At 67.7% G+C, this 21,480-nt stretch carries 22 protein-coding genes, 3 tRNA genes, 1 other RNA gene and 1 pseudogene; 10 read left to right on the top strand and 17 right to left on the bottom strand.

Translation table 11 applies throughout. From position 1 onward, the window contains the following. Positions 1–57: 57 nt before the first annotated feature. Positions 58–243 (bottom strand): hypothetical protein, encoded by a 186-nt coding sequence (locus BLV49_RS14010; RefSeq protein ID WP_091185786.1) that lies wholly within the window; start codon positions 241–243, stop codon positions 58–60. 34 nt (positions 244–277) lie between these two features. Between BLV49_RS14010 and map the strand changes: the two genes are divergently transcribed. Continuing rightward, positions 278–1,144 (top strand): type I methionyl aminopeptidase, encoded by an 867-nt coding sequence (gene map / locus BLV49_RS14005; protein ID WP_091185784.1) that lies wholly within the window; start codon positions 278–280, stop codon positions 1,142–1,144. Positions 1,145–1,169: 25 nt separating this feature from the next. Continuing rightward, positions 1,170–1,922: pseudogene (gene ppgK / locus BLV49_RS14000) on the top strand (polyphosphate--glucose phosphotransferase); the annotation flags it as partial. A 20-nt stretch (positions 1,923–1,942) separates the two neighbouring features. On the opposite strand, the gene rnpB reads toward ppgK, so the two are convergent. The 8 genes from rnpB to BLV49_RS13960 form a co-directional block, all read right to left on the bottom strand. After that, positions 1,943–2,306: RNase P RNA component class A (rnpB, locus tag BLV49_RS13995), an RNA gene on the bottom strand. A 27-nt stretch (positions 2,307–2,333) separates the two neighbouring features. Continuing rightward, entirely contained in the window at positions 2,334–3,071 is a 738-nt protein-coding gene (locus tag BLV49_RS13990) for a zinc ribbon domain-containing protein (RefSeq protein WP_091185781.1), read from the bottom strand. Then, entirely contained in the window at positions 3,068–3,907 is an 840-nt protein-coding gene (locus BLV49_RS13985) for a Nif3-like dinuclear metal center hexameric protein (protein ID WP_091185778.1), read from the bottom strand. The genes BLV49_RS13990 and BLV49_RS13985 overlap by 4 nt, the downstream gene beginning before the upstream one ends. 9 nt (positions 3,908–3,916) lie before the next feature. After that, positions 3,917–4,426, bottom strand: coding sequence for an HIT family protein (locus BLV49_RS13980; protein ID WP_091185775.1), 510 nt, complete (start codon positions 4,424–4,426; stop codon positions 3,917–3,919). Then, positions 4,423–4,929, bottom strand: coding sequence for a bifunctional nuclease family protein (locus BLV49_RS13975; protein WP_091185771.1), 507 nt, complete (start codon positions 4,927–4,929; stop codon positions 4,423–4,425). Before BLV49_RS13975 ends, BLV49_RS13980 begins: the two co-directional genes overlap by 4 nt. A 59-nt stretch (positions 4,930–4,988) precedes the next feature. Then, the gene (locus BLV49_RS13970; RefSeq protein ID WP_176980852.1) at positions 4,989–5,717 is read right to left on the bottom strand and encodes a DUF1345 domain-containing protein; all 729 of its coding nucleotides are present in this window, start codon (positions 5,715–5,717) and stop codon (positions 4,989–4,991) included. Between the two features lie 78 nt (positions 5,718–5,795). After that, positions 5,796–5,868 (bottom strand) — tRNA-Val (locus BLV49_RS13965). A gap of 49 nt (positions 5,869–5,917) precedes the next feature. Continuing rightward, positions 5,918–6,385: a redoxin domain-containing protein gene (locus BLV49_RS13960; RefSeq protein WP_091185765.1), complete on the bottom strand. Its 468-nt coding sequence runs from the start codon at positions 6,383–6,385 to the stop codon at positions 5,918–5,920. A gap of 197 nt (positions 6,386–6,582) precedes the next feature. Between BLV49_RS13960 and BLV49_RS13955 the strand changes: the two genes are divergently transcribed. The 5 genes from BLV49_RS13955 to BLV49_RS13935 all read left to right on the top strand — a co-directional run bounded on the left by BLV49_RS13955 (position 6,583) and on the right by BLV49_RS13935 (position 11,388). Next, entirely contained in the window at positions 6,583–7,725 is a 1,143-nt protein-coding gene (locus BLV49_RS13955) for a PucR family transcriptional regulator (protein ID WP_342706634.1), read from the top strand. A gap of 87 nt (positions 7,726–7,812) precedes the next feature. Next, positions 7,813–8,733: an ACP S-malonyltransferase gene (locus BLV49_RS13950; protein WP_091185761.1), complete on the top strand. Its 921-nt coding sequence runs from the start codon at positions 7,813–7,815 to the stop codon at positions 8,731–8,733. A 13-nt stretch (positions 8,734–8,746) separates the two neighbouring features. Further along, positions 8,747–9,751: a beta-ketoacyl-ACP synthase III gene (locus BLV49_RS13945; RefSeq protein ID WP_091185757.1), complete on the top strand. Its 1,005-nt coding sequence runs from the start codon at positions 8,747–8,749 to the stop codon at positions 9,749–9,751. A 65-nt stretch (positions 9,752–9,816) separates the two neighbouring features. Then, the gene (locus BLV49_RS13940; protein ID WP_091185754.1) at positions 9,817–10,065 is read left to right on the top strand and encodes an acyl carrier protein; all 249 of its coding nucleotides are present in this window, start codon (positions 9,817–9,819) and stop codon (positions 10,063–10,065) included. An 87-nt stretch (positions 10,066–10,152) separates the two neighbouring features. Continuing rightward, positions 10,153–11,388: a beta-ketoacyl-[acyl-carrier-protein] synthase family protein gene (locus BLV49_RS13935; protein WP_091185750.1), complete on the top strand. Its 1,236-nt coding sequence runs from the start codon at positions 10,153–10,155 to the stop codon at positions 11,386–11,388. A 65-nt stretch (positions 11,389–11,453) separates the two neighbouring features. On the opposite strand, the gene BLV49_RS13930 is transcribed toward BLV49_RS13935, so the two are convergent. Further along, positions 11,454–11,957 carry a DUF3145 domain-containing protein gene (locus BLV49_RS13930; RefSeq protein ID WP_091185747.1) on the bottom strand — a complete coding sequence of 168 codons (504 nt, stop codon included), beginning with the start codon at positions 11,955–11,957 and terminating at the stop codon, positions 11,454–11,456. Between the two features lie 226 nt (positions 11,958–12,183). Between BLV49_RS13930 and BLV49_RS13925 the strand changes: the two genes are divergently transcribed. After that, complete coding sequence (locus tag BLV49_RS13925; protein WP_091185744.1) at positions 12,184–12,735, top strand: PadR family transcriptional regulator; 552 nt, start codon at positions 12,184–12,186, stop codon at positions 12,733–12,735. A 68-nt stretch (positions 12,736–12,803) separates the two neighbouring features. Further along, positions 12,804–13,925: an acyltransferase family protein gene (locus tag BLV49_RS13920; RefSeq protein WP_091185740.1), complete on the top strand. Its 1,122-nt coding sequence runs from the start codon at positions 12,804–12,806 to the stop codon at positions 13,923–13,925. Position 13,926: 1 nt separating this feature from the next. On the opposite strand, the gene BLV49_RS13915 is transcribed toward BLV49_RS13920, so the two are convergent. The 4 genes from BLV49_RS13915 to BLV49_RS13900 all read right to left on the bottom strand — a co-directional run bounded on the left by BLV49_RS13915 (position 13,927) and on the right by BLV49_RS13900 (position 17,947). Then, positions 13,927–15,408 carry a glycosyltransferase gene (locus BLV49_RS13915; protein ID WP_143034064.1) on the bottom strand — a complete coding sequence of 494 codons (1,482 nt, stop codon included), beginning with the start codon at positions 15,406–15,408 and terminating at the stop codon, positions 13,927–13,929. Positions 15,409–15,567: 159 nt separating this feature from the next. Next, positions 15,568–15,641 (bottom strand) — tRNA-Ile (locus tag BLV49_RS13910). After that, positions 15,632–16,882: a glycosyltransferase gene (locus BLV49_RS13905; RefSeq protein ID WP_245723665.1), complete on the bottom strand. Its 1,251-nt coding sequence runs from the start codon at positions 16,880–16,882 to the stop codon at positions 15,632–15,634. The genes BLV49_RS13910 and BLV49_RS13905 overlap by 10 nt, the downstream gene beginning before the upstream one ends. Positions 16,883–17,023: 141 nt before the next feature. Next, positions 17,024–17,947, bottom strand: a complete 924-nt coding sequence (locus BLV49_RS13900) for a DMT family transporter (protein ID WP_091185732.1) — start codon at positions 17,945–17,947, stop codon at positions 17,024–17,026. Between the two features lie 45 nt (positions 17,948–17,992). Between BLV49_RS13900 and def the strand changes: the two genes are divergently transcribed. Beyond that, positions 17,993–18,559, top strand: a complete 567-nt coding sequence (gene def, locus BLV49_RS13895) for a peptide deformylase (protein ID WP_091185729.1) — start codon at positions 17,993–17,995, stop codon at positions 18,557–18,559. Positions 18,560–18,606: 47 nt separating this feature from the next. Here def and BLV49_RS13890 read toward each other — a convergent pair. The 3 genes from BLV49_RS13890 to dnaG all read right to left on the bottom strand — a co-directional run bounded on the left by BLV49_RS13890 (position 18,607) and on the right by dnaG (position 21,471). Further along, positions 18,607–18,679, bottom strand: a tRNA-Asn gene (locus BLV49_RS13890). A gap of 81 nt (positions 18,680–18,760) precedes the next feature. Further along, positions 18,761–19,591: an ATP-binding cassette domain-containing protein gene (locus BLV49_RS13885; RefSeq protein ID WP_176980851.1), complete on the bottom strand. Its 831-nt coding sequence runs from the start codon at positions 19,589–19,591 to the stop codon at positions 18,761–18,763. 35 nt (positions 19,592–19,626) lie between these two features. Then, positions 19,627–21,471, bottom strand: a complete 1,845-nt coding sequence (gene dnaG / locus BLV49_RS13880) for a DNA primase (RefSeq protein ID WP_091185722.1) — start codon at positions 21,469–21,471, stop codon at positions 19,627–19,629. Positions 21,472–21,480: the final 9 nt, after the last annotated feature.

Here is a 21,480-nt window from a genome sequence, read left to right as displayed (position 1 = left end):
GATCCTGACAGATCCAAGGCTAGTGGTTCTGTGTTCGTTCGTGCTGCAGGTCCTGTCTCAGTCTTCGGCGGCGTCTTCCTCCGCCCACTTGCGGCTGTTCTCTCTCAGCCGCTCGAGTGCGTGGGCGGCCTCTTCGGCGGTGTTGAACGGGCCGGCGCGGTCGACGGACGGTGACTGATAACCATGCTCGACCTGGCCGGTTTTGAGGTTGTACCAATACTGGGTCGACGGATCCTCTGTCATTGCTGCCCCTTCGCACTCAACTACCCTTGAGTCTATGCCCAAGGATTCCGCCGGACACCTCATTGCCGGACGTGTCAGCCCCCAGCGAACCGTGCCCGCCGAGATCGCCCGGCCCGAGTATGTCGGCAAGTCGCAGCCGTCCCCGTATGCGGGTAACGACGTGTATTCACCCGAGGAGATTGAGCGGATCCGGATCGCCGGGCGCGTCGCCGCGCAGGCGATTGCGCTCGTCGGCGAGCACGTGAGACCCGGCGTGACCACCGAGCAGCTCGACGCGATCGCCCACGAGTTCATCGTGTCGCAGAACGCGTACCCGTCGACGCTCGGCTACCGGGGATATCCGAAGTCGCTGTGCAGCTCCGTGAACGAGGTCATCTGCCACGGGATTCCCGACGACACCGTGCTCGAGGACGGCGACATCGTGAACATCGACGTCACCGCGTTCACGGGCGGCGTGCACGGCGACAGCAACCGAACCTTCCTCGTCGGCAACGTCGCCGACGAGGTGCGGCTTCTCGTCGAGCGCACGGAGGAGGCGCTGCGGCGCGGGATCAAGGCCGTCGCGCCGGGACGGGAGGTCAACGTGATCGGGCGCGCAATCGAGTCGTACGCCAAACGCTTCGGGTACGGCGTGGTCCGCGACTTCACGGGTCACGGCGTCGGTGCTGCGTTCCACTCGGGATTGATCATCCCGCACTACGATTCGGCGCCGCGGTTCGACCGCGTGATGGAGCCGGGCATGGTGTTCACGATCGAGCCCATGCTCACGCTCGGCGGCATCGCCTGGGAGATGTGGAACGACGACTGGACCGTGACGACGCAAGACAAGTCCATCACGGCGCAGTTCGAGCACACGCTCGTCGTCACCGAGCGCGGCGCCGAGATCCTCACCCTGCCGTGACAGCAGGGTCGGTATCGTTGAGGCCATGAGCAACGACACGGGCGTCGCGATCGGCGTCGATATCGGAGGCACGGGAATCAAGGGTGCGACGGTTGACGTCGGCACCGGAGAGTTGACGAGCGACCGCATCAAGATCGCCACTCCGGAGGGCGCGAGACCGGACGATGTAATCGCGGCGGTAGCGGAACTCGTGCGCAAGCTGCCGAATGCGGGCGACGAGCACACGCCCATCGGGGTCGCTTTCCCGGCGGTGGTCAAGCACGGCGTGACGATGACCGCTGCGAACGTCTCCGACGACTGGATCGGCCTCGAGGCCGAGAAGCTGTTCGAGAAGGCGCTGGGTCGAGACATCAGCTTCCTCAACGACGCCGACGCGGCCGGGCTCGCGGAGTACATGTACGGCGCGGCGAAGGACGTCGCGGGCGTCACGCTCGTCACGACTCTGGGGACCGGCATCGGCACAGCCATCATCTGCGACGGCGTCCTCGTTCCGAACGTCGAACTCGGGCATCTTGAGATCGACGGCCATGATGCCGAGACGCGGGCCTCGAACGCGGCGCGCGAGCGGGAGGACCTGTCGTGGAAGAAGTGGGCCAAGCGACTGCAGAAGTACTACCGGGCGTGCGAGAAGTACCTCTCCCCCGACCTCATCGTCGTCGGCGGCGGCGTCTCGAAACACTACGAGGAGTTCCTGCCGCTTCTCGATCTTGACGCGCGCATCGTGCCGGCGAAGCTGCGCAACAACGCCGGCATTCTCGGCGCGGCGTGTCGCGCGGCCGGCCTGCACGGCACGGCAGGTGAACGGGTCGGCTGATACGCCGGGTTCTGTTCGGACGCGAGCGTCCTGGACGGCCATCTCTCTCGGGGACGTGTTGCCACGGCCCTCTAGCGGTCTACCCGAGGACGGGACGAGCAGCCCCATAGTCCTCTGTCTGACCTTGCTCCGGGCGAGGTTTACCGAGCCGGCCGAGTCACCTCGGCCGCTGGTGGTCTCTTACACCACCCTTTCACCCTTACCCCGACGCCGAAGCGTCGGGGCGGTCTGCTCTCTGTTGCACTGTCTCGCGGGTTGCCCCGGGTGGGTGTTACCCACCGCCCTGCTCTGCGGAGCCCGGACGTTCCTCGGCGCCGTTTCCGGCGACGCGGCCGTCTTGCCGGCCCGTTCACGCTCCCATCGTAGCGTGACCGGCTACCAGAGACCTGACTCCTCGGTGCGCACGACGATGCAGCCGCACTCGGGGCACTGCACGACATCGTCGATCTCCGCGGCCCGCACGTTCGCGAGATCCTGCCCCGTGAGACTCATGGTGCAGCCGCCGCAGGTTCCGGCGCGAAACAGGGCGGCGCCGATGCCGGTCTTCTGCCGCTGACGCTCGTAGAGCTGCACGAGCGCGGCATCCAGCGCCTCCGCGATCGAGGCCCGCTGTCCCGTGAAGGTGCCTCGCTGGCCGGCGATCTCGTCGAGCGCGCGCGTACGGGCCGCGGTGAGCGTGTCGAGCTGCTCGGCGAGAGCGGCATCCTCCCGACGCGTCTCGTCGACGACGCTCTGCGCCGTCTCGACCTGCTGCATGACCTCGAGCTGCTGGTCCTCGAGAGCCGAGGTGCGGCTTCGCAGCGACTGGATCTCCGACTCGAGCGCCGTCACGTCCTTGACGGACGAGGTCTGCTGGAGGCGCTGCTCGTCACGCTGCATGCGCGTCGCGACGGTCTCGGCATCCGATTCCAGTCGGCGCAGCTCGGTCTGCGCGTCCTCGAGCTGCCCGACTTCGGCCGCGAGGCGACGCGTGAGGGCATCGCGTGCTGCCGTGACCTCGGCGAGGGACGCGTTCTCGGGCAGGTTCTTCTCACGGTGGATGAGCCGGTCGAGGCCGCTGTCGGCCGCCTGCAGGTCGAGCAGCTTCTTCTGCTCAGCGTGTGGTGCTTTCACTGTTTCTCTTTCGGCTGTGCGTCAGTGGTGACGAGGAAGTCCCAGGGGTCTGTGCGGATGCTGCTCACGACGACGTCGAGGTCGGGATGTCGCTCGCGCAGCTGCGCGGCCGCCCGCTCGAGCCAGAGCGATTCGGACGCCCAGTGCGAGACGTCGATGAGGGCGGGGCCGCCCGAGAGCAGCGCCTGCTCGCGTGCTTCGGACGCCGGGTGATGCCGCAGGTCGCTCGTGATGTAGACATCGGATGCCGCCACGCGCGGATGCGCCAGGAGCGAGTCCCCCGCCCCTCCGCACACCGCGACGGTGCGAATCAGCGCATCGGCGTCTCCCGCGACGCGCACGCCGACGGCGGTTGCAGGCACGACGGCGGCGACGCGTTCGGCGAGCTTCCGCAGCGGGATCGGTGACGCAAGCACGCCCGTGCGGCCGATCCCGCCGATGCCGTTGCGGGCCTCGGCTATCGGTTCCACGTCGGTCAGTCCGAGCGCGTTCGCGAGCGCCGCCGACGTGCCCTCGTCGACGACGTCGGCGTTCGTGTGGGCGGCGAGCAGGGCGCATCCGCCGCGGATGAGTCGCGTGACGACGGCACCCTTGTACCGGTCTGCGGCGACGCTCGTGACGCCGCGCATGAGCAGCGGGTGATGCGCGATCAGCAGCTGCGCTGCGGAATCGACGGCCTCAGCGGCCGTGGCCTGTACGGCGTCGACAGCGAGAAGCACGCGCGCCACCTCGTCCTCGGGCGCTCCGACGACGAGTCCGACGGCATCCCACTCTTCAGCGCCTGAGCGGGGCCAGAGCTCTTCTGTCGTGCGGAGGATGTCTGCGAGCTGAGCCACGCTGACAGCCTACGCGACGGGTGCGTCGTCGCGCCCGGCGCTCTCGTCGGCGAGCAGGCTGCGGAGCCGGTCGGCGTACTCGCGCATCTCCCCCGGCGCATACGTCGTCCGCGGCCAGAAGAAGCCGCGTAAACCGTCACCCTTCGTTCGGGGCACCACGTGGATGTGCAGGTGCTTGACGGACTGGCTCACGACGTTGTTCATCGCGACGAAGGTTCCTTGCGCCTGATAGGCCGCCGGCAGTGCAGCCGCCAGGAGACGCGCGGCGCCGAACAGCGGATCGATGAGCCGGTCCGGCAGTTCGGGCAGGGTCTCCACGTGCTCGCGCGGCACGAGAAGCACGTGCCCCTTGAACACCGGGCGGCGGTCGAGGAAGCCGACGACCGCCTCATTCGCGAGAACGATCTCGGCCGACTCTTCCTCCGCAACGATGCGGCAGAACGCGCAGTCCGAACGGGCTTCCCGGCCGACGCCGTCCGAGGCACTGTTCGCATCAGGGTCGAGTCGGCGCGGCGTCACCCTTGGAAGTCCTCGGGATTGACGTCCTTGAGGAACGACTTGAACTCGTCGAGCTTCCGCTCGTCCTCGGCCTCGTCGTCTCCCGCGTCGACGAGCGAGGCGGGAATCCCCGCCTCCTCGAGCACGCTCTCGGCGACGAAGAGCGGCGCGTCAGTGCGCACGGCGAGAGCGATGGCATCCGAGGGTCGCGCATCCACGACCGCGCTCTCCAGCGCTCCCGCGAGAGTGATCTCGGCGTAGAAGGTCCCCTCGACGATGCGAGTGACCTCGACGCGTTCGACGCTCGCGTCAAGACGCTCGATGACCGTCTTCATGAGGTCGTGGGTGAGCGGACGGGGTACGTGCCCGTTCGAGAGCGCGATGAGGATCGAGGTGGCCTCCTGACTGCCGATCCAGATGGGCAGCACCCGGTCCTGCGCGACGCCGTCGAAGATCGGCTTCAGCAGCACGATGTGCTGCTGGGCAGCGTCGAGGGCGACTCCGAGCACGCGCACCTGGACCATTGGCGGCTCCCGTCTGACGTTGAGCGGGGTGTTGCTCCCATGGTAGATCGTCGCTCCGCTCAGAGCGCGGCCCCCGCGTTCGTGGAGATGAGCCCTACGATGAGCGAGACGGTCATCGCGACGACGAGCGCGTTGAAGACGAAGGCGATCACCGTGTGCGTGCGCACGGTGCTGAGCCCCGCCCGGCTCCGAGGAGCGGCTGGCGAGATCGTGCCGGCCGCGGAGATCATTATCGCCAGCGAGAGGAAGTCCGTGAAGCGCGGTGCTTCCTCGATGTCGAACCGGAACCGCTCACCCGCCATGTGCTGCCGGAAGTAGCGAAGAGCGAAGGCGTACGCGACGCTCGCCCACGCGGCCGCTCCCGTGAGCAGAACAAGAAGGGCGAGCAGCACGCCGCCTTCTCGAGCGCCGAACACGGCGGCGGCGAGAGCCACGGCAAGCGCTGCGCCCGCGGCCGATATCGCCCAGCTCTCGGCGCTGCCGAAGCCGAGAAGACGCGTTAAGGTGCTCGCCCGGCGGTGAAACTGCACGGCTCCCACGTGCGCGAGCGCTCCCGTGTCGTCGCTTGTGAAGACCACGTGCGTCCAGACCACGTAGACGAGAAAGGAGCACGAGAGCGCTGCGCACGTTCCGGCGACGATGAGAACAGGATTGAAGTCGACCGCTTGAAGCGTGACCGCGACGAAGGGAATGAGGATGACGGGCAGTCCCGCCGCTATCGCGATGCCGCCCCGGAAGCCGTCGTCATAGCGGAGAGCAATGTCTCTCGAAGCCCGTTGTCGCCCCATCCTGATCATCGTATCCGGCTGTGGGGCCGGCGAACGTCGCGATCGTGCACTGCTCGGATTCGCCGCATGCGCCTGAAGTGGGCCCTGCCGGGCTCGAACCGACGACATCCACGGTGTAAACGTGGCGCTCTACCAACTGAGCTAAAGGCCCCTGTCGCACGCGACGTGTCAATGATAGCGGTGACAGCGGCCGCCGATGGTCAGGATGCCGCATGCGGGAGGGCTGCGAGCGCCTCGGTGTACTGCGCGAGCGATCGCGGACGGTGCGGGGGCGCCCGGAAGGACGCGCGCACGATGCCGCCCTCATCGATCATGATCGTGGCGCGATCCGCGCGTCCTGTTCGCTCGTCGAAAGCGCCGAAGCGGCGGGCAACGTGACCGTGCGGCCAGAAGTCGGAGGCGAGCGGGAACGTCGCCCCTGCGGCATCCGACCATGCCCGGAGGGCGAAAACCGAGTCGACGGTCACGCCGACGAGCTGCGTCTGCGCCTCGTCGAACATGGCCGTGTTGGCGGCGAGTTCGGCGAGCTCGTCGCCGCAGACGCCCGAGAACGCGAGCGGAAAGAACACGAGGGCGACGCGACTGCCGCGCAGGCGCGCGGAGGCGACCTCGCGACCGTGCTGGTCGACGAGCGTGAAGTCCGGCGCCCGCTCTCCTGGCTGGATCATGACCGCTCCCCCGCACTTGTGTGACATCGTGCACTCTCGATGCCGTATGTTGTATGACTAGGCTAATCCCTTGCCCGCGTCACCCTCGGCGGGCAGCCCACCCGGAGCGAGAGCGAGGACCGACCCTGAGCGCGGCAAAGAACAGCAAGCAGGAGACGCTCGCCTGGCTGCGCCGGATTTCCGGCGAACTCGCCACCGTGACGATCAAACGGCTCGAGGACACGCTGCCCTGGTATGCCGACATGCCGCCGGGCCGCCGGAGCGCGGTCGGCCTCGTCGCCCAGGCCGGCATCTCATCGTTCATCTCGTGGTTCGACGATCCCCGATCCACGCCGTGGATCGCCGCAGACGTCTTCGGCGCCGCACCCCGGGAGCTGCTGCGCTCGGTGAGTCTGCAGCAGACGCTCCAGCTCATTCGCGTGACGGTCGAGGTCGTCGAAGAACGGGTCGCCGGCCGTGACAACCATTTGCGCGAGGCCATCCTGCTGTACTCTCGCGAGATCGCCTTCGCCGCAGCAGACGTGTACGCGCGCGCCGCTGAGGCGCGCGGGCTCTGGGATGCGCGTCTTGAGGCGCTTGTCGTCGACTCGATCCTCACGGGCGAGACGGACGATGAGCTGCCGAGCCGCATCGCGGCACTCGGCTGGCACGGTCATGGCGAGGTCGCCGTGCTCGTCGGCACGACCCCGGCTCAGCTCGACGTCGACCACGTGCGACGCGCGGCACGGCACATGCAGGCCGACGTGCTCATCGGCGTGCAGGGCAACCGCCTCGTTCTCGTCATCGGTCGATCCGAGAGCCCGAACGGCGACGGCGACGATGCCGTCGGCACCGCCCCGGCGCTGTCATTCCTCGAGATCGCGAGCCAGCTCGAGCCGAGCTTCGGCGACGGCCACCTCGTGCTCGGTCACGCCGTTCCCACTCTCGTGGACGCCTCCCAGAGCGCTCGAGCGGCCCTCGCCGGATTCGCGGTGGCACGCTCCTGGCGTCATGCTCCGCGACCCGTGCTCGCCGACGACCTGCTGCCCGAGCGCGCCCTCGCGGGCGACCCGCTGGCCCGGCGCACGCTCATCGAGCGCGTCTACCGACCGTTGAAGGACCATTCGACGGAGCTCGCGACGACTTTGTGGTGCTATCTCGACAACGGCCGCTCCCTCGAGGCCACGGCACGGGAGCTGTTCGTTCACCCGAACACCGTGCGGTACCGGCTGAAGCGCGTCTCCGAGGTGATCGGCTGGGACGCTACGGGGGCGCGTGAGGCACTGATTCTGCAGTCGGCTCTCATTCTCGGATCGATCGCGGAGCACGAGCCGCCGCGTAAGCGACGCGTCGCACCGTGACGATTTGAGCGGCTCGAACAAACGATCTGGCGATTATTCGTCGCCGTTGAACAGACAACGAACGGTCCGAGCAGGCAGACTAGAACGGTGATAGTCATCGTCTGCCCCGGCCAGGGGTCTCAGAAACCCGGGTTCCTCGCACCGTGGCTGGATTCCGATGAGAACAAGGCGCTCCTCGCCGACTACTCCGATGCCGCCGGGCTCGATCTGGCCGCGCACGGCACGACGTCGGACGCGGAGACGATCAAGGACACCGCGATCGCGCAGCCGCTCATCGTCGCCGCCGGACTTCTCGCGCTCCGCGCGCTCGACAAGCACGGCGCCCTCGACCGCGTCGGCGGGATCGCAGGCCACTCGGTCGGCGAGATCACGGCCGCCGCAGGTGCCGGCATCCTCGACGTCGGCGACGCGATGGACTTCGTCAGCCAGCGCGCGGTCGCGATGGCGGAAGCGGCGAATAGCACTCCGACAGGAATGAGCGCCGTTCTCGGTGGCGAGCCCGACGAGGTCATCGCGGCCGCCGAGTCGCTCGGTCTCCAGCCCGCCAACTACAACGGCGGCGGGCAGATCGTGGTCGCCGGCGACCTCCACGCGCTCGCTCGGCTCGCGGACGAGCCGCCCGCGAAGGCGCGCGTGATGCCGCTCAAGGTCGCGGGTGCGTTCCACACCCGGTACATGGAGCCCGCGCGGGAGTTCCTCGCCGCTGCCGCCTCCTTGTTCACCGCGAGCGACCCGAAGCTGCGCATCTGGACGAACAGCGACGGCACCGTCGTCAGTGACGGCGAGCGATTCCGCGATCTTCTCGTGAAGCAGGTGGCGTCGCCCGTGCGCTGGGACCTTTGCATGCAATCATTCGCCGAGAACGGCGTCACGGGACTCATCGAGCTCGCTCCCGCTGGCGCGCTCATCGGCCTCGCCCGTCGCGGACTCAAGGGAGTGCCAACGGTCGCCGTCAACACGCCCGACGACATTCCCGCAGCCCTGCAGATGATCGACGCGGCAGCCTGAACCCGAAGGAATCATGACAACACCCACGCTCACCCAGTCCACGGGCCCCTCCTACACGCGGTTCCTCGGGTTCGGCGCGTCGCGCGGCGACCTCTCCGTGCCGAACGATGACCTCGTTGGACCGATCAACTCCTCCGACGAGTGGATCCAGCAGCGCACCGGCATCGTCTCCCGCACGCGAGCGTCGAAGGGCGTTCAGGCCATCGACATGGCGACGGATGCCGCCAAAGAGGCGATCACCGTCTCCGGCGTGGATCCGGCCCAGATCGACCTCGTGATCATCGCCACCATCAGCAATGTGCGGCAGACGCCGTCGATGGCGGCCGTCGTCGCCCACCGCGTCGGCGCGAACCCCGCGGCCGCGTACGACGTGAACGCGGCGTGCGCGGGCTACACCTACGCGGTGGCGCAAGCGGACGCGCTCATCCGGGCTGGCGCAGCGCACTATGCCCTCGTGATCGGCGCCGAGAAGCTGTCCGACATCGTCGACCCGACCGACCGCTCGATCTCCTTCCTTCTCGGCGACGGCGCCGGCGCCGCCGTGATCGGCCCGAGCGACACGCCGGGGATCTCCGCCACCGTGTGGGGCTCCGACGGCTCGAAAGCCGACGCTGTGTCGATGAACCACACGCTCACGGAGTTCCGTGACGGCGAATCGCCGTGGCCGACGCTGCGTCAGGAGGGCCAGACGGTCTTCCGCTGGGCTGTGTGGGAGATGGCGAAAGTCGCCCGAACGGCGGTCGAGAACGCCGGAATCACCGTCGATGACCTTGCCGCGTTCATCCCCCACCAGGCGAACATGCGCATCGTGGACGAGTTCGCGAAGCAGCTCAAACTGCCGGCGAGCGTCCTCATCGCGCGCGACATCGAGTCGACGGGGAACACCTCGGCGGCCTCGATTCCGCTCGCGACTCACCGTCTGCTGCAGGGGCACCCGGAGCTGTCGGGCGGGCTCGCGCTGCAGATCGGATTCGGCGCCGGGCTGGTGTTCGGCGCGCAGATCATCGTGCTGCCCTAACCACGGCGGCGCTGCCCTCCCCTCTAGACTGTTCAACGGTCAACCCACACTCAAGGAGAAACACCATGGCACTGTCCAACGAAGAAGTCCTCGCTGGCCTGGCCGAGCTCGTCAACGACGAGACCGGCATCGCGGCTGACACCGTCGAGCTCGACAAGTCGTTCACCGACGACCTTGACATCGACTCGATCTCGATGATGACCATCGTCGTCAACGCCGAGGAGAAGTTCGACGTGAAGATCCCGGACGAAGAGGTAAAGAACCTCAAGACCGTTCGCGACGCCGTCGACTTCATCGTCAAAGCCCAGGCCTGACGCGCCCGACCTCCGGAGCGGGCCGCCGCCATGGCGCGCCCGCTCGGATGTCGAGTTATGCCCCGACACCTTGAGAGAGTCGAAGGAATGACCAAGAAGATCGTCGTCACCGGGATGGGCGCAACATCGCCGCTCGGTGGAAATGTCCGTGACAGCTGGAACGCGCTTCTCGCGGGAGAATCAGGCTCGCACACGCTTGAGCACGAGTGGGTCGAAGAGCTTGAGCTGCCTGTCAAGTTCGCCGCTGAGGCGAAAGTGCGCCCGTCCGAGGTGCTCGAGCGTCCCGTCGCGAAGCGTCTCGACCCGTCGGCTCAGTTCGCCCTCATCTCCGCGATGGAGGCGTGGGCGGATGCCGGAGAGCCCGACGTGGACCCGGAGCGCCTCGGAGTGGACTTCGCGACGGGCATCGGCGGAGTCTGGACTCTGCTTGACGCGTGGGACACGCTCCGCGCCAAGGGTCCCCGACGAGTCATGCCCATGACCGTGCCCATGCTCATGCCGAATGCCGCTTCCGCGGCCGTGTCGATGCACTTCCACGCTCGCGCGTTCGCCCGCACGGTCGCGTCCGCGTGCGCATCGAGCACCGAGTCGATCGCGAACGCGTACGAGCACCTCCAGCTCGGCCTCGCCGATGTGATCATCGCCGGCGGCACCGAATCCGCCATCCACCCCATCACCGTCGCGTCGTTCGCTTCGATGCAGGCCCTGTCCAAGCGGAACGATTCGCCGGAGACCGCGTCGAGGCCGTACAGCATCGACCGAGACGGCTTCGTGATGGGTGAGGGCGCAGCCAGCCTCGTCCTCGAAACCGAAGAGCATGCCCTCGCACGCGGTGCTCGCATCTACGCCGAGCTCGCCGGCTCCGGCGTCACGGCTGACTCCTATCACATCACCGCAAACGACCCGGAGGGCGGCGGCGCGAGCCGTGCGGTCACCCTCGCGCTCGCGCAGGCCGGCGCCTCGCCGGACGATGTCACCCACATCAACGCCCACGCGACGAGCACTCCCGTGGGCGACATCGCGGAGTACGCCGCGCTGCGGAAGGTGTTCGGAGACCGTGTGACGCAGATCCCCGTCTCCGCCACGAAGGCTTCGACCGGGCACCTGCTCGGCGGCACTGGCGCTCTTGAGGCCGTCTTCTCGATCCTCGCGATCCAGGACCGCAAGGCGCCGCCGACGATCAACCTCACTACCCAGGACCCGGAGATTCCGCTGAGGGTCTCGGGTGAGACACAGGCGCTCGGTGACGGCCCGCAACTCGTGGTCTCGAACTCGTTCGGGTTCGGCGGGCACAACGCGGTCGCAGCGTTCCGCAGCGTCTGATCCCGGCACAGCAGCAGAGAGCCGCGCGGTGATTCACCGCGCGGCTCTCCTGTTCCAGAAGGGCGTCAGCCCACCTTGTGCAGCCACACCACCGGCGAGTGGTCGCTCGCGTGGCGGAAGACGTCGAGTTCGTCGTCCCAGGCCTGGCCGAGCGCAAGCCCGAGCTCCGCAGTGAGGTCAGCGGCTGAGCCGGCAGCGATCTCCACGGCGTAGCGGATGCGCTCCTCGGAGACCACCATGTTTCCGGCTGAGTCCGTCTGCGCATAGAAGACGCCGAGATCGGGCGTGTGCATCCAGCGTCCGCCGTCCGACCCGGGCGTCGCATCCTCCGTCACTTCGTACCGCAAGTGCTCCCACCCGCGCAGCGCCGACGCAATGGCAGCGCCCATGCCCTGACGTCCTTCCCAGAAGAACTCAGCACGCTGTGAGCCGGGCAGAACCGGCTGGTCCGCCCAATCGAAGTTGACGGCGCGACCGATAGCGCGCCCCGCCGCCCACTCGACGTGGGGGCACAGCGCGCGCGGAGAAGAGTGAATGTAAATCACTCCCCGTGCAGCTGGTGTCGTCATCTTCTCTCCTTGTCTCCATTGGTACGTCTTCCCCTACGACCGATGGATGCGAGAGCGGCAACACCGCGTATGAAGTTGTCCGGGACCGGGGTCCTGCACACATTATGCCCCAGATCACGAGCACATAACAACAGGCGCGCGGCGCAGATTCGCGGCCCGCGCGGCCACCACCGGAACTCGCCGTGCGGCTCCTATACTCGGTCTCAGGCCACGCGGAAGGAGGGGAATGACGGTAAAGCACAGCCTGCTGGCTCTGCTCACGCTCGGCCCGGCGTACGGCCTGCAGCTTCGCGACGAGCTTGTCGCACGCGCACCGCATCGCACCGGAATCAACGTCGGGCAGGTGTACGGCACGCTCGACCGCCTTCAGAAGGCCGGCCACATCATCTCCGCCGGTGTCACCGACGACAATCTGCCGCTCTACACGCTCACCGACGGGGGCCGCGAGGAAGCGCAGGCGTGGCTGAGCGCGCCGTCAGGGATCGACGCTCTCGACTGGACGGAGATGCTCGACCAGGTGCTCGTGTGCTCCTCTGTTCCTGGCGCGCCGTGGCGCGCGCTCGTCGCCGACTATCGGCGCCTCTGGCTCGGCCGCGCCGGCTCGCCGAGGGAAAGTGAGGGTCCGCAGGCCGCGATGAGCGCTCGAGCGGTCGCAGAATCGGCGCGTGCGGCCGTGGCCTGGCTGGATGCCGCCGAGCAGACCTTCTCCGGGAACTCCCCCGCAGCGGGCTTCTCGCGTCGCCGACCGCGGCGGGGCCGTCCCGCGCTTGTCCTCTGACGGCATCCTGACTGCGACCACAGGCGCTATGCAGGTGACGCCCAGAGCGCCCTCGTAGCGTGGGAACAATGGCGAGCAGGGGGAGAATCCACAGTCTCGACGGCGTGAGAGGCGTCGCCTCGCTCGTCGTGATGGTCTACCACGTCAGCCTGGTGTGCCGGCCCTACATCGATCCGGTTGGCTGGGCGTGGCTCACGCAGAGCCCCGTGAAACTCCTCCTGGTCGGCACGGAGTCGGTGCTCGTGTTCTTCGTCCTCTCCGGACTCGTCGTCGCACTCCCTGCTCTCAAGGATTCTTTCTCGTGGCGCGGCTACTATCCGCACCGTGTTCTTCGCCTGTACCTTCCGGTGATCGCCTCCTTGCTCTTCGCGACGGCGTTGATCTTCCTGTTCGCGCGCGACCCCGCCACAGCTCCGGACGGCTCGTGGCTGCAGAACGCTCAGGCACACACGGTCACCCCGGCGGGATTCTTCAGCGAAGCCTCCCTGTTCCGGATCTCGTATGACATCAACAACGTGCTCTGGTCACTGCGATGGGAAGTGATCTTCTCGCTGTGCCTGCCCGCGTTCGTGGGCCTCGCGGTGCTGCTGCGCAAACACGCCGTCATTCTCGCCGTCGCGTGCGGCTTCCTGACCGTTCTCGGCCGGGTCATCGAGATCGACGCCCTCGTCTATCTGCCCGTGTTCATGTTCGGAACGCTCATCGCCGTACACCTCGAGCGACTCACGACATGGGCTGCGCGCCGAGCGCGCCCCCGGCTGTGGGCGGCGACGGCAGCGCTCGCGTGTCTGCTCATGGTGGGCAGCTGGCTCGCACGGCCCGTGTTCGAACCGGGAACGCTCGCCAACAGCATCCTGTGGGGTCTCGCCGGCATCGGAGCGGCGCTCATCATCGTCATCGCCATTGCCTGGCCCGCACTTCGGGAGCGGCTGGAGCGCCGCCCGGTGCAGTGGCTCGGCAAGGTGTCATTCAGCCTGTACCTCGTGCACGCCCCGATCCTCGGCACGCTCGGCTACCTCTTCGGCGCCGAGTACTGGTGGGCAGTCGGACTCGTCGGAGTCCCGCTCAGCGTGGCGGTAGCGGCCGGGTTCTACCGCTGGGTCGAGGCGCCGACGCAGCGGGCGAGCCGCCGTGTCGGCATCTGGGTCGCCGAACGGACAACAACGCGCCGCCGGGCTCTCGCCGGCTGACTCAAGCGCCGAGCACGCGCTGCACGCGACGCTTGAACCGGCCGGCCCGATGGCGCAGCCGCAGCATGGCGGACTCGCCGGCGTCGCTCTCGCGCTTGCCTTCGAGGGCGAGCTCCATCGCGCGTCCCCAGCGACGCGTCACGGCGGCATCGCCGAAGCGGCGCGCCGTGGCGCGAGCCCGGCGGCGCAACTCGCTCACAGCGCGCGGCGGCATGCGCTGCAGTTGAGTGATGCGTTCCGCGAGCTGCTCGATGTCGCCCTCGGGCACGAGGAACCCGTTGCGCCCGTTCTGGATGATGTCGGCGGGCCCGTAGCAGATGTCGTACGCGATCGGGATGCAGCCGGCCGCCATGCTCTCGGCGAGTACGAGCGGAAGGCCCTCCGAGGTCGAGGTGAGCAGCGTGAAGTCCGCGTCGGCGAAGTGCACGTCCGCGTCCCGCTCGAAGCCGCGGAGCCGGACGGTATCCGTCAGCTCACGATCGACGATGCGTTGTGCGAGGGCCTCGTGCTCGGGTCCCTCCCCGAAAAGGTCGAGCGTCACATCGGCGCCGCCGCGGCGGACGAGCGCAAGGGCGTCGATAGCGTGCGTGATGCGCTTTCGCTTCGTGAGGGAGGCGAGCATGACGCCGCGTCCTCTCACGTGCGCCGTCTTCGAAGTCGTCTCGCGCTCCGCCCGGCCGTTGGGGACCACGAAGAGCGCTTTCGGTGATGCGCCGTCCGCGAGATAGTCGTCGGCCTGACGCCGGGTGAGGGTCACGATCGCGTCATAGTCGCCCGCATGCTCGAACGTCTCCCGTCGCGAGTCGCTCACCGACTGCGCGGAGCCGCGACGGCGATGCGAGCCGTGCAGCACGTGCAGCGTGACCACGTGCTCACGCCGATAGCTGTGCACGAAGCGAGCGGCGGTCTTCGAGTCGACGACGAGGAAGCTGCGACGGCTGGCGGTGAGCTGGTCGAGCCAGTAGCGATACAGCGCCCACGTGCTCTTCCAGAAACGCACCGGCTCGCCGTCTCGGCCGTACAGCACCAGGTGCCGGTCCCCGTTCTCCTGACGGTCGGTCAGCAGAAGGGAGCCGTCCGGGCGGAAGCGATCGACCGCGACCGTGCGGCCGTCGCTCGTGCGCGTCCGGCTGCGCGTGACGCCGTCGTGTGTGCGCACCGCGTCGGACTCGTCGTCCTCGAGCGCCGTAGCGGCGGGAACGTGCCGCGCGGCGTGGCGGACGTGGGCTTCACTGAGCCAGTCCCACAGATTGAGAATGCGAATGCCGTCGACGATGGTGCCGTCGGCGCGCAACCGGTCCTCGAGCACCGCGTAGTCGGGCCGATCGTCGAGCGTGAGCACCGTGACGTCGGCGCCCGCTTCGGTCACGAAGGCGCGCGAGCGGTGCAGCATGGCGGCCGTCATGCCGCCGAAATCATCCGGAATCCCCCAGGTCAGTGCGAACTGTCGCCCCCGAGGAAGTCGCGCTGGTGCTAATGACACGCGACTGAGACTATGCGGGCTTCCTTTGCGTGTGCTGTGGCTTTGCTCCTCCGCCGTCGAGAAGAGCGCGAACTCCGCCTGAACGACGCGACACTCCAGCAGGAGCTGCAGACAGGAACCCCGTCGGGAGCGCTGGGCTCCCGACGGGGTGTTCGTGCGTGGGGCGTGCGGGGCTTGAACCCGCGACCGACGGATTATGAGTCCGCTGCTCTAACCAGCTGAGCTAACGCCCCAGAGTGCCGTCTTGACGCGACGACACGTCGGTGACCGGATCAGTCACCGCCTCACCACGATACAGGCTCTCGAAGGTCGAGAGCGTGTTCTGGATGTCGTGGGGCCTGATGAGGTCGAGGGACGCCTGCTTCATGGCCCTCAGCGACTCCGCGTCGGCGGTGAGCACGTCGGTGAGTCGTGCGGCGAGTTCGTTCTCGTCGCCGGGGGTGAACAAGTAGCCGTTCGCGCCGTCGTGCACGAGGTGCGGCAGCGCCATGGCGTTCGCGGCGACTACGGGAAGGGCGGAGGCCATCGCCTCCATCGTGACGATGCTCTGCAGTTCCGCGATCGACGGCATGGCGAGCACTGTCGCGCGCGCGTAGGCGGCGCGCAGCTGCTCGTCGGTGACGTACCCGGTGAACGTGACTCGGTCGGCGAGCCCGAGCTGCTCCGCGAGGTGCTCGAGATTGCGCTTCTGGTCGCCGCCGCCGATGATCTCAAGACGCGCGTCGAGCGACGAGTCGATCTGGGCGAATGCTCGGATCAAGACGTCGATCTGCTTCTCGCCCGTGATGCGCCCGACGAAGATTATCCGGTTCTCGGTGCGCGGCGAGAAGTCCGGCGTGTACATGGACGCGTCGATGCCGCACGAGATCGCGTGCACATCGCTGCGTCCGGTCGCCTTCTCGAGGAAATCGGCCGCGCGGCGTGTCGGCGTCGTGACGGCGCTCGCCATGCTGAGGATCTGCTTCGCGTCCTTCCACATGAGGCCGACCGCGATGTGCTGCACGAACTTCGGCAGGAGCGAGAACTCGAGCATGTTCTCCGGCATGAGGTGGTTGGTGGCGATGACGCGGATGCCGCGCTTGGCGGCCTCGATGGTCATTCCGCGCCCCACCACGAGGAACGACTGCGAGTGCACGACGTCCGGCTTCACCCGGTCAAGGATGCGGGCGGCGTTTCGGCGCGAACGCCATGGCAGTGCGAAACGCAGCCAGTCGTGCGGGTACCAGCGCCAGCTGTAGAGGCGGTGCACGGTCATGCGCTCGCCCTCGTGGGTCTCCGTCCAGGTTCCGTGTCGACGGGAGGCTGCGGGGGCGACAACGTGCACTTCGTGCCCGCGCTCGACGAGCCCTGCGGCGAGCCGCTCCGCGAAGCGGGCGGCGCCGTTCACGTCGGGCGCGAAGGTGTCGGCGGCGATCAGCACCTTGAGCGGCTTCGGTGCCGGTAGTGTCGCGTCGTTCTTCTCTGGCTCAGACAAGTGGGCGGTCTTCCTCCGGCTCGGCCCCGCGGGTTCTCGCGTGGTCTTGTGGCGTCCGCGCGCAGAGTCTCGGCGCGGACTCCCCAATTGTAATGGCCGTGACCGTGCTGGACGGCTCTGACGCTTCGTGTCTCGAAATGCTCACACCTTGGCTTGCGGGTGGTGTCGCGCGAGCTGGAACACGCCCCACACGGAGATGAGCCCGGCTGCGACGAACGCGAGAACAGCCCAGAGCGGCGCGCCCGCGGCTTCCTGCAGCACAACGATGCCGATGCAGACCGCGACCATCGGGTCGATGACGGTGAGGCCGGCGATCACGAGGTCCGGCGGGCCCGAGGCGTACGCGTTCTGCACGAAGTACGCGCCGAGCACGGTCCCGGCGATCAGTGCGACCGCGCACACGATCGTGAGCCAGTCCACGTTGCCGTGCTGGATGCGACTGATGATGACTTTCGCGAGCGTCGCGACGAAGCCGTAGATCGCGCCCGCGGCGATGATGTAGAAGATCGCACGCGCCTTCGTTCGGGCGAGGAGGAAGGCCGTCGCGAACGCGATGAGCACGCCGGCCATGGCGATGAGGATCGTGATGAGGGCGCTCGTGCTGACGGGACGGTCGATTCCGACGATGGCCGCCGTTGTCACGAACAGCGCTATGCCTCCGACGCACGCGCCGATCGCGATTATCGACTTCCGGTTGAGCGTGATGTTCGCGATTCGCGCATTGAGGATCGACGTGATCACGAGCGCGATCGCCCCGAGGGGCTGCACGAGGATGAGCGGTGAGAAGTTGAGCGCCGAAAGCTGGAAGACGATCGCGAGGGCGAGCATGATCGTGCCGATCACCCAGGAGGGCCGCGAGAGCAGCGCCTTGAGCTGCGCGACGTTCAGTCCGCTGCTCGCATTGCGCCCGCTGTTCTGCTCGACTTTAACGACGCCGCGGTGCTGAAACTGGGCGCCGAGAGACATCAGCACGGCACCGACGAGCGCGAACGGAATGCCGATCAGCCGCGCCGGATCCTGCGTGAACTGATCGGTCAGGCCAGACAGGTCGTCGAGCGGGAACATCACGATCCGAGACTACAGGCGAGCACCCCTGGATAGGGTTAACGCATGGCCATACTTCCGATTCGCATTCAAGGCGACCCGGTCCTGCACGAACCCGCCCAGCCCGTCACAGAGTTCGATGACGCTCTTCGAACGCTTGTCGAGGACATGTTCGAGACGATGGATCACGCGCCCGGAGTGGGACTCGCCGCCCCGCAGGTCGGCGTGGGAAAGCGCGTCTTCGTCTACAGCTACAGAGACGATGATGGCTCGCCGTGGCGCGGAGTCATCATCAATCCCGAGCTGTTCATCACTCCCCCGCCCGCCGGGGTGCCGGACGAGAACGAGGAATCCGAAGGCTGCCTGTCCTTCCCGGGTGAGCGTTTCCCGCTGCGGCGTGGTGAGCGGGCGGTCGCGCGCGGCGTCGATCTCGACGGCAAGCCCGTCGAGATCCGCGCCGAAGGCTGGCGCGCGCGGATTCTTCAGCACGAGTTCGACCACCTGGACGGCACGCTCTACATCGACAGAGTCGATTCGGCTTACGACCGCGTGCTTCTGCGCATCATCCGGAAGCGCGGCTGGGGCGTGCCGGGCAACAGCTGGCTGCCCGGCGAGGAGCACCTCGAAGGCTGATCCCCGCACGGACGAAAAAGGCCCGGATCGGAATCCGGGCCTTCGCGCTCCTCGAGTTGGACTCGAACCAACAACCTGCCGGTTAACAGCCGGCTGCTCTGCCAATTGAGCTATCGAGGATCACTGTGGAACAGCGTAGTTACTTTATCAGACGAGGCCGCGGCTACTGCAAATCGGGGCGTTCGCTCGGGCGTTTCGCCGTCAGGCGGTGCCGCCGGGTTCGTTCTCACGGAGCGCGGCGAGGTAGGGATGATCCCGATTGCTCAACAGCGTGTCGATGTCATCGAAACCGACAAGCGCTCCACGGTGCAGCGCCGCCACGCGGGAGGTGACGTGGCGGAGCATCGCAAAGTCATGGCTGATGAGCACCGCGGCGAGTCCGCGCTCATCGCGGAGGTTGCGCAGCAGCTCGTGCAGCGCGACCCGGGTCGGCACGTCGATGCCCGTCGTTGGCTCGTCGGCGATGAGCACCGTCGGGCCGAGCACGAGGGCGCGCGCGATCGCGACGCGCTGCCGCTGTCCGCTCGAGAGTTCGAACGGGTACGCGCCCATGACGGTGAAAGGCAGGTGAACGGCATCGAGCAGCGACGCAACATGCTGTTCAAGCGTGCGGCGGTCGAACTTGGGGTCGCGTTCGAGGATCGGCATGGCCACGCTCTCGGCGACTGTCAGCTCGGCGGGCAGTTGCATGGCGGCATCCTGAGGCAGGTAGGCGATGCGGAACTGTAGCTCGGCGAGGCGGCGCTTTCCGACGCGCCCGCGCAGGCGCGTGCCGAGGGCGATGGCGTTTCCCCCGGTGATCTCCGGACGCAGCTGCAGGACGCGGCCGGACTTGAACTCGGTGGACAGCACGCGGGCGAGCGTGGACTTGCCGGACCCCGCTTCGCCAATGACGCCGATGATCTCACCGCGCCCGACAGTGAGCGTGACGCCGTCGAGCGCGCGATGTGCCGGGCTCGCGCCGTGAGCGGGGTAGGTCACGCTGAGGTCCAATGCCGACAGCACCGGCGCATCGTCAGGCTCAGACTTCATGGATTCCATCTTGCCCCATGACGGGGGCCAGGGCGTCAGCCCGCGCGAAGTCGACGTCGCTCGGACTCGAGCTGCACGAGCTGGCGCTGGATGCTGCGCGAGCCCTCGACGTCGGAGGGATCGTGCCGCTGAAGCGCGCCGAGGAGCTCCGCTTTGCGGCGCAGCATGTCCCGGCCGATGAGGGACACGGTGATGTCGGTGACATACAGTGCGAGCTCCGCCTCGCCGCGCTCCGGCAATGGCGCGACAGCGAGCTGGTGCAGCAGGTCGCGATAGGGCTCCGGAGTGTCCTCACCGAGTCGTGCGAACCACTCGGGCGAGCCGAGAGCGTCCATTTGCGAAGCGATCGCGTCGCGGACGACCGAGAGGGAGTGGTTGGTGAACGCGGCATGCACGGCGGCGCCGATGAGCTCCGCGCCGATCGTCCCCGGGTGCTGCAGTATCGCCATGAGCGCGTCCTTTTCGAGCCGCGTCGACGGGTCGCGCGGCAGGTCCGCGATGCCGACCGGACGTTCGGGGACCGGCGCTGCGGATGCCGCCTGATGCGGCTGCTCCGGACGACCGCCAACGGCGTGGCGAACAGCGCGCTGCACGTCGGCGAGGTCGACACCGAGCTGCCGCGCGAGAACGCGCGTGTAGCCGGGACGGAGCGACGCGTCCCTGATGTCGGCGACGATGGGAGCCGCAGCCCTGAGGGCGCCGACGCGCCCCTCGACGGTGTCGAGGTTGAAGTTCGAGAGCGTCTGCTTGATCACGAACTCGAACATCGGCTCCTTCGTCTCGAGCAGGCGCCGGACGGCGGCATCCCCTCGCTTGAGCCTCAGATCGCACGGGTCGAGCCCGGCGGGAGCGACGGCCACGTACGTCTGCGCGGCGAAGCGCTTCTCCTCGGTGAACGCCCGCAGCGCCGCCTTCTGGCCGGCCGCGTCGGGGTCGAACGTGAAGACGACCTCGCCGTTGCGTGAATCATCGCCCATGATGCGCCGGATGACCTTGATGTGGTCGACGCCGAAGGACGTTCCGCACGTGGCGACGGCCGTGGTGATGCCGGCGAGGTGACAGGCCATGACGTCGGTGTAGCCCTCGACGACGACGACCTGGTGGCCGCGCGAGATGTCCCGCTTCGCCAGATCGAGGCCGTACAGCACTTGCGCCTTGTGGTAGACGGGCGTCTCCGGGGTGTTGAGGTACTTGGGGCCCTTGTCGTCGTCGAGCAGGCGCCGCGCACCGAACCCGACGGTTTGCCCCGTGACGTCGCGGATGGGCCAGATCAGGCGTCCGCGAAAACGGTCGTACACGCCGCGATCGCCTTGCGAGAGCAGTCCGGCGGTCACGAGCTCATCGCGGCTGTAGCCGAGGCCACTGAGGTGCTTGAAGAGGCCGTCCCAGCTCTTCGGGGCGAAGCCGACGCCGAAGCGCTGCGCGGCCTGCGGGTCGAAACCGCGTTCGCCGAGGAACCGGCGACCGATGTCGGCGCCCGGGGACAGCAGCTGCTTCTGGAAGTACTCCTCCGCCGCCTTGTTGGCCGCGAGCAGCCGTGCTCGCCGACCGTGATCAACGCCGGGGCCCGAGCCGTCTTCGTAGTGCAGCTCGAAGCCGATGCGCTGCGCGAGCCGCTCGATCGCTTCGGCGAAGCTGACGTGATCCATCTTCTGCAGGAAGGAGATGACGTCTCCGGACTCGCCGCAGCCGAAGCAGTGGTAGAACCCCACCTGCGGCCGCACATGGAAGCTCGGGGTGCGCTCGTCGTGGAAAGGGCACAGCCCCTTCATCGAGCCGATCCCCGCGGACTTCAGAGTCACGTATTCGCCGACGATGTCGGCGATGTTCGTGCGCGACTTGACCTCTTCGATGTCTCCCTGTCGAATGCGGCCGGCCATGGCCCTATC

The organism is Paramicrobacterium humi (assembly GCF_900105715.1).
Classification (GTDB): domain Bacteria; phylum Actinomycetota; class Actinomycetes; order Actinomycetales; family Microbacteriaceae; genus Paramicrobacterium; species Paramicrobacterium humi.
Note: the sequence above shows the minus strand (reverse complement) of the source record. Positions and strands in the feature narration are given on the sequence as shown.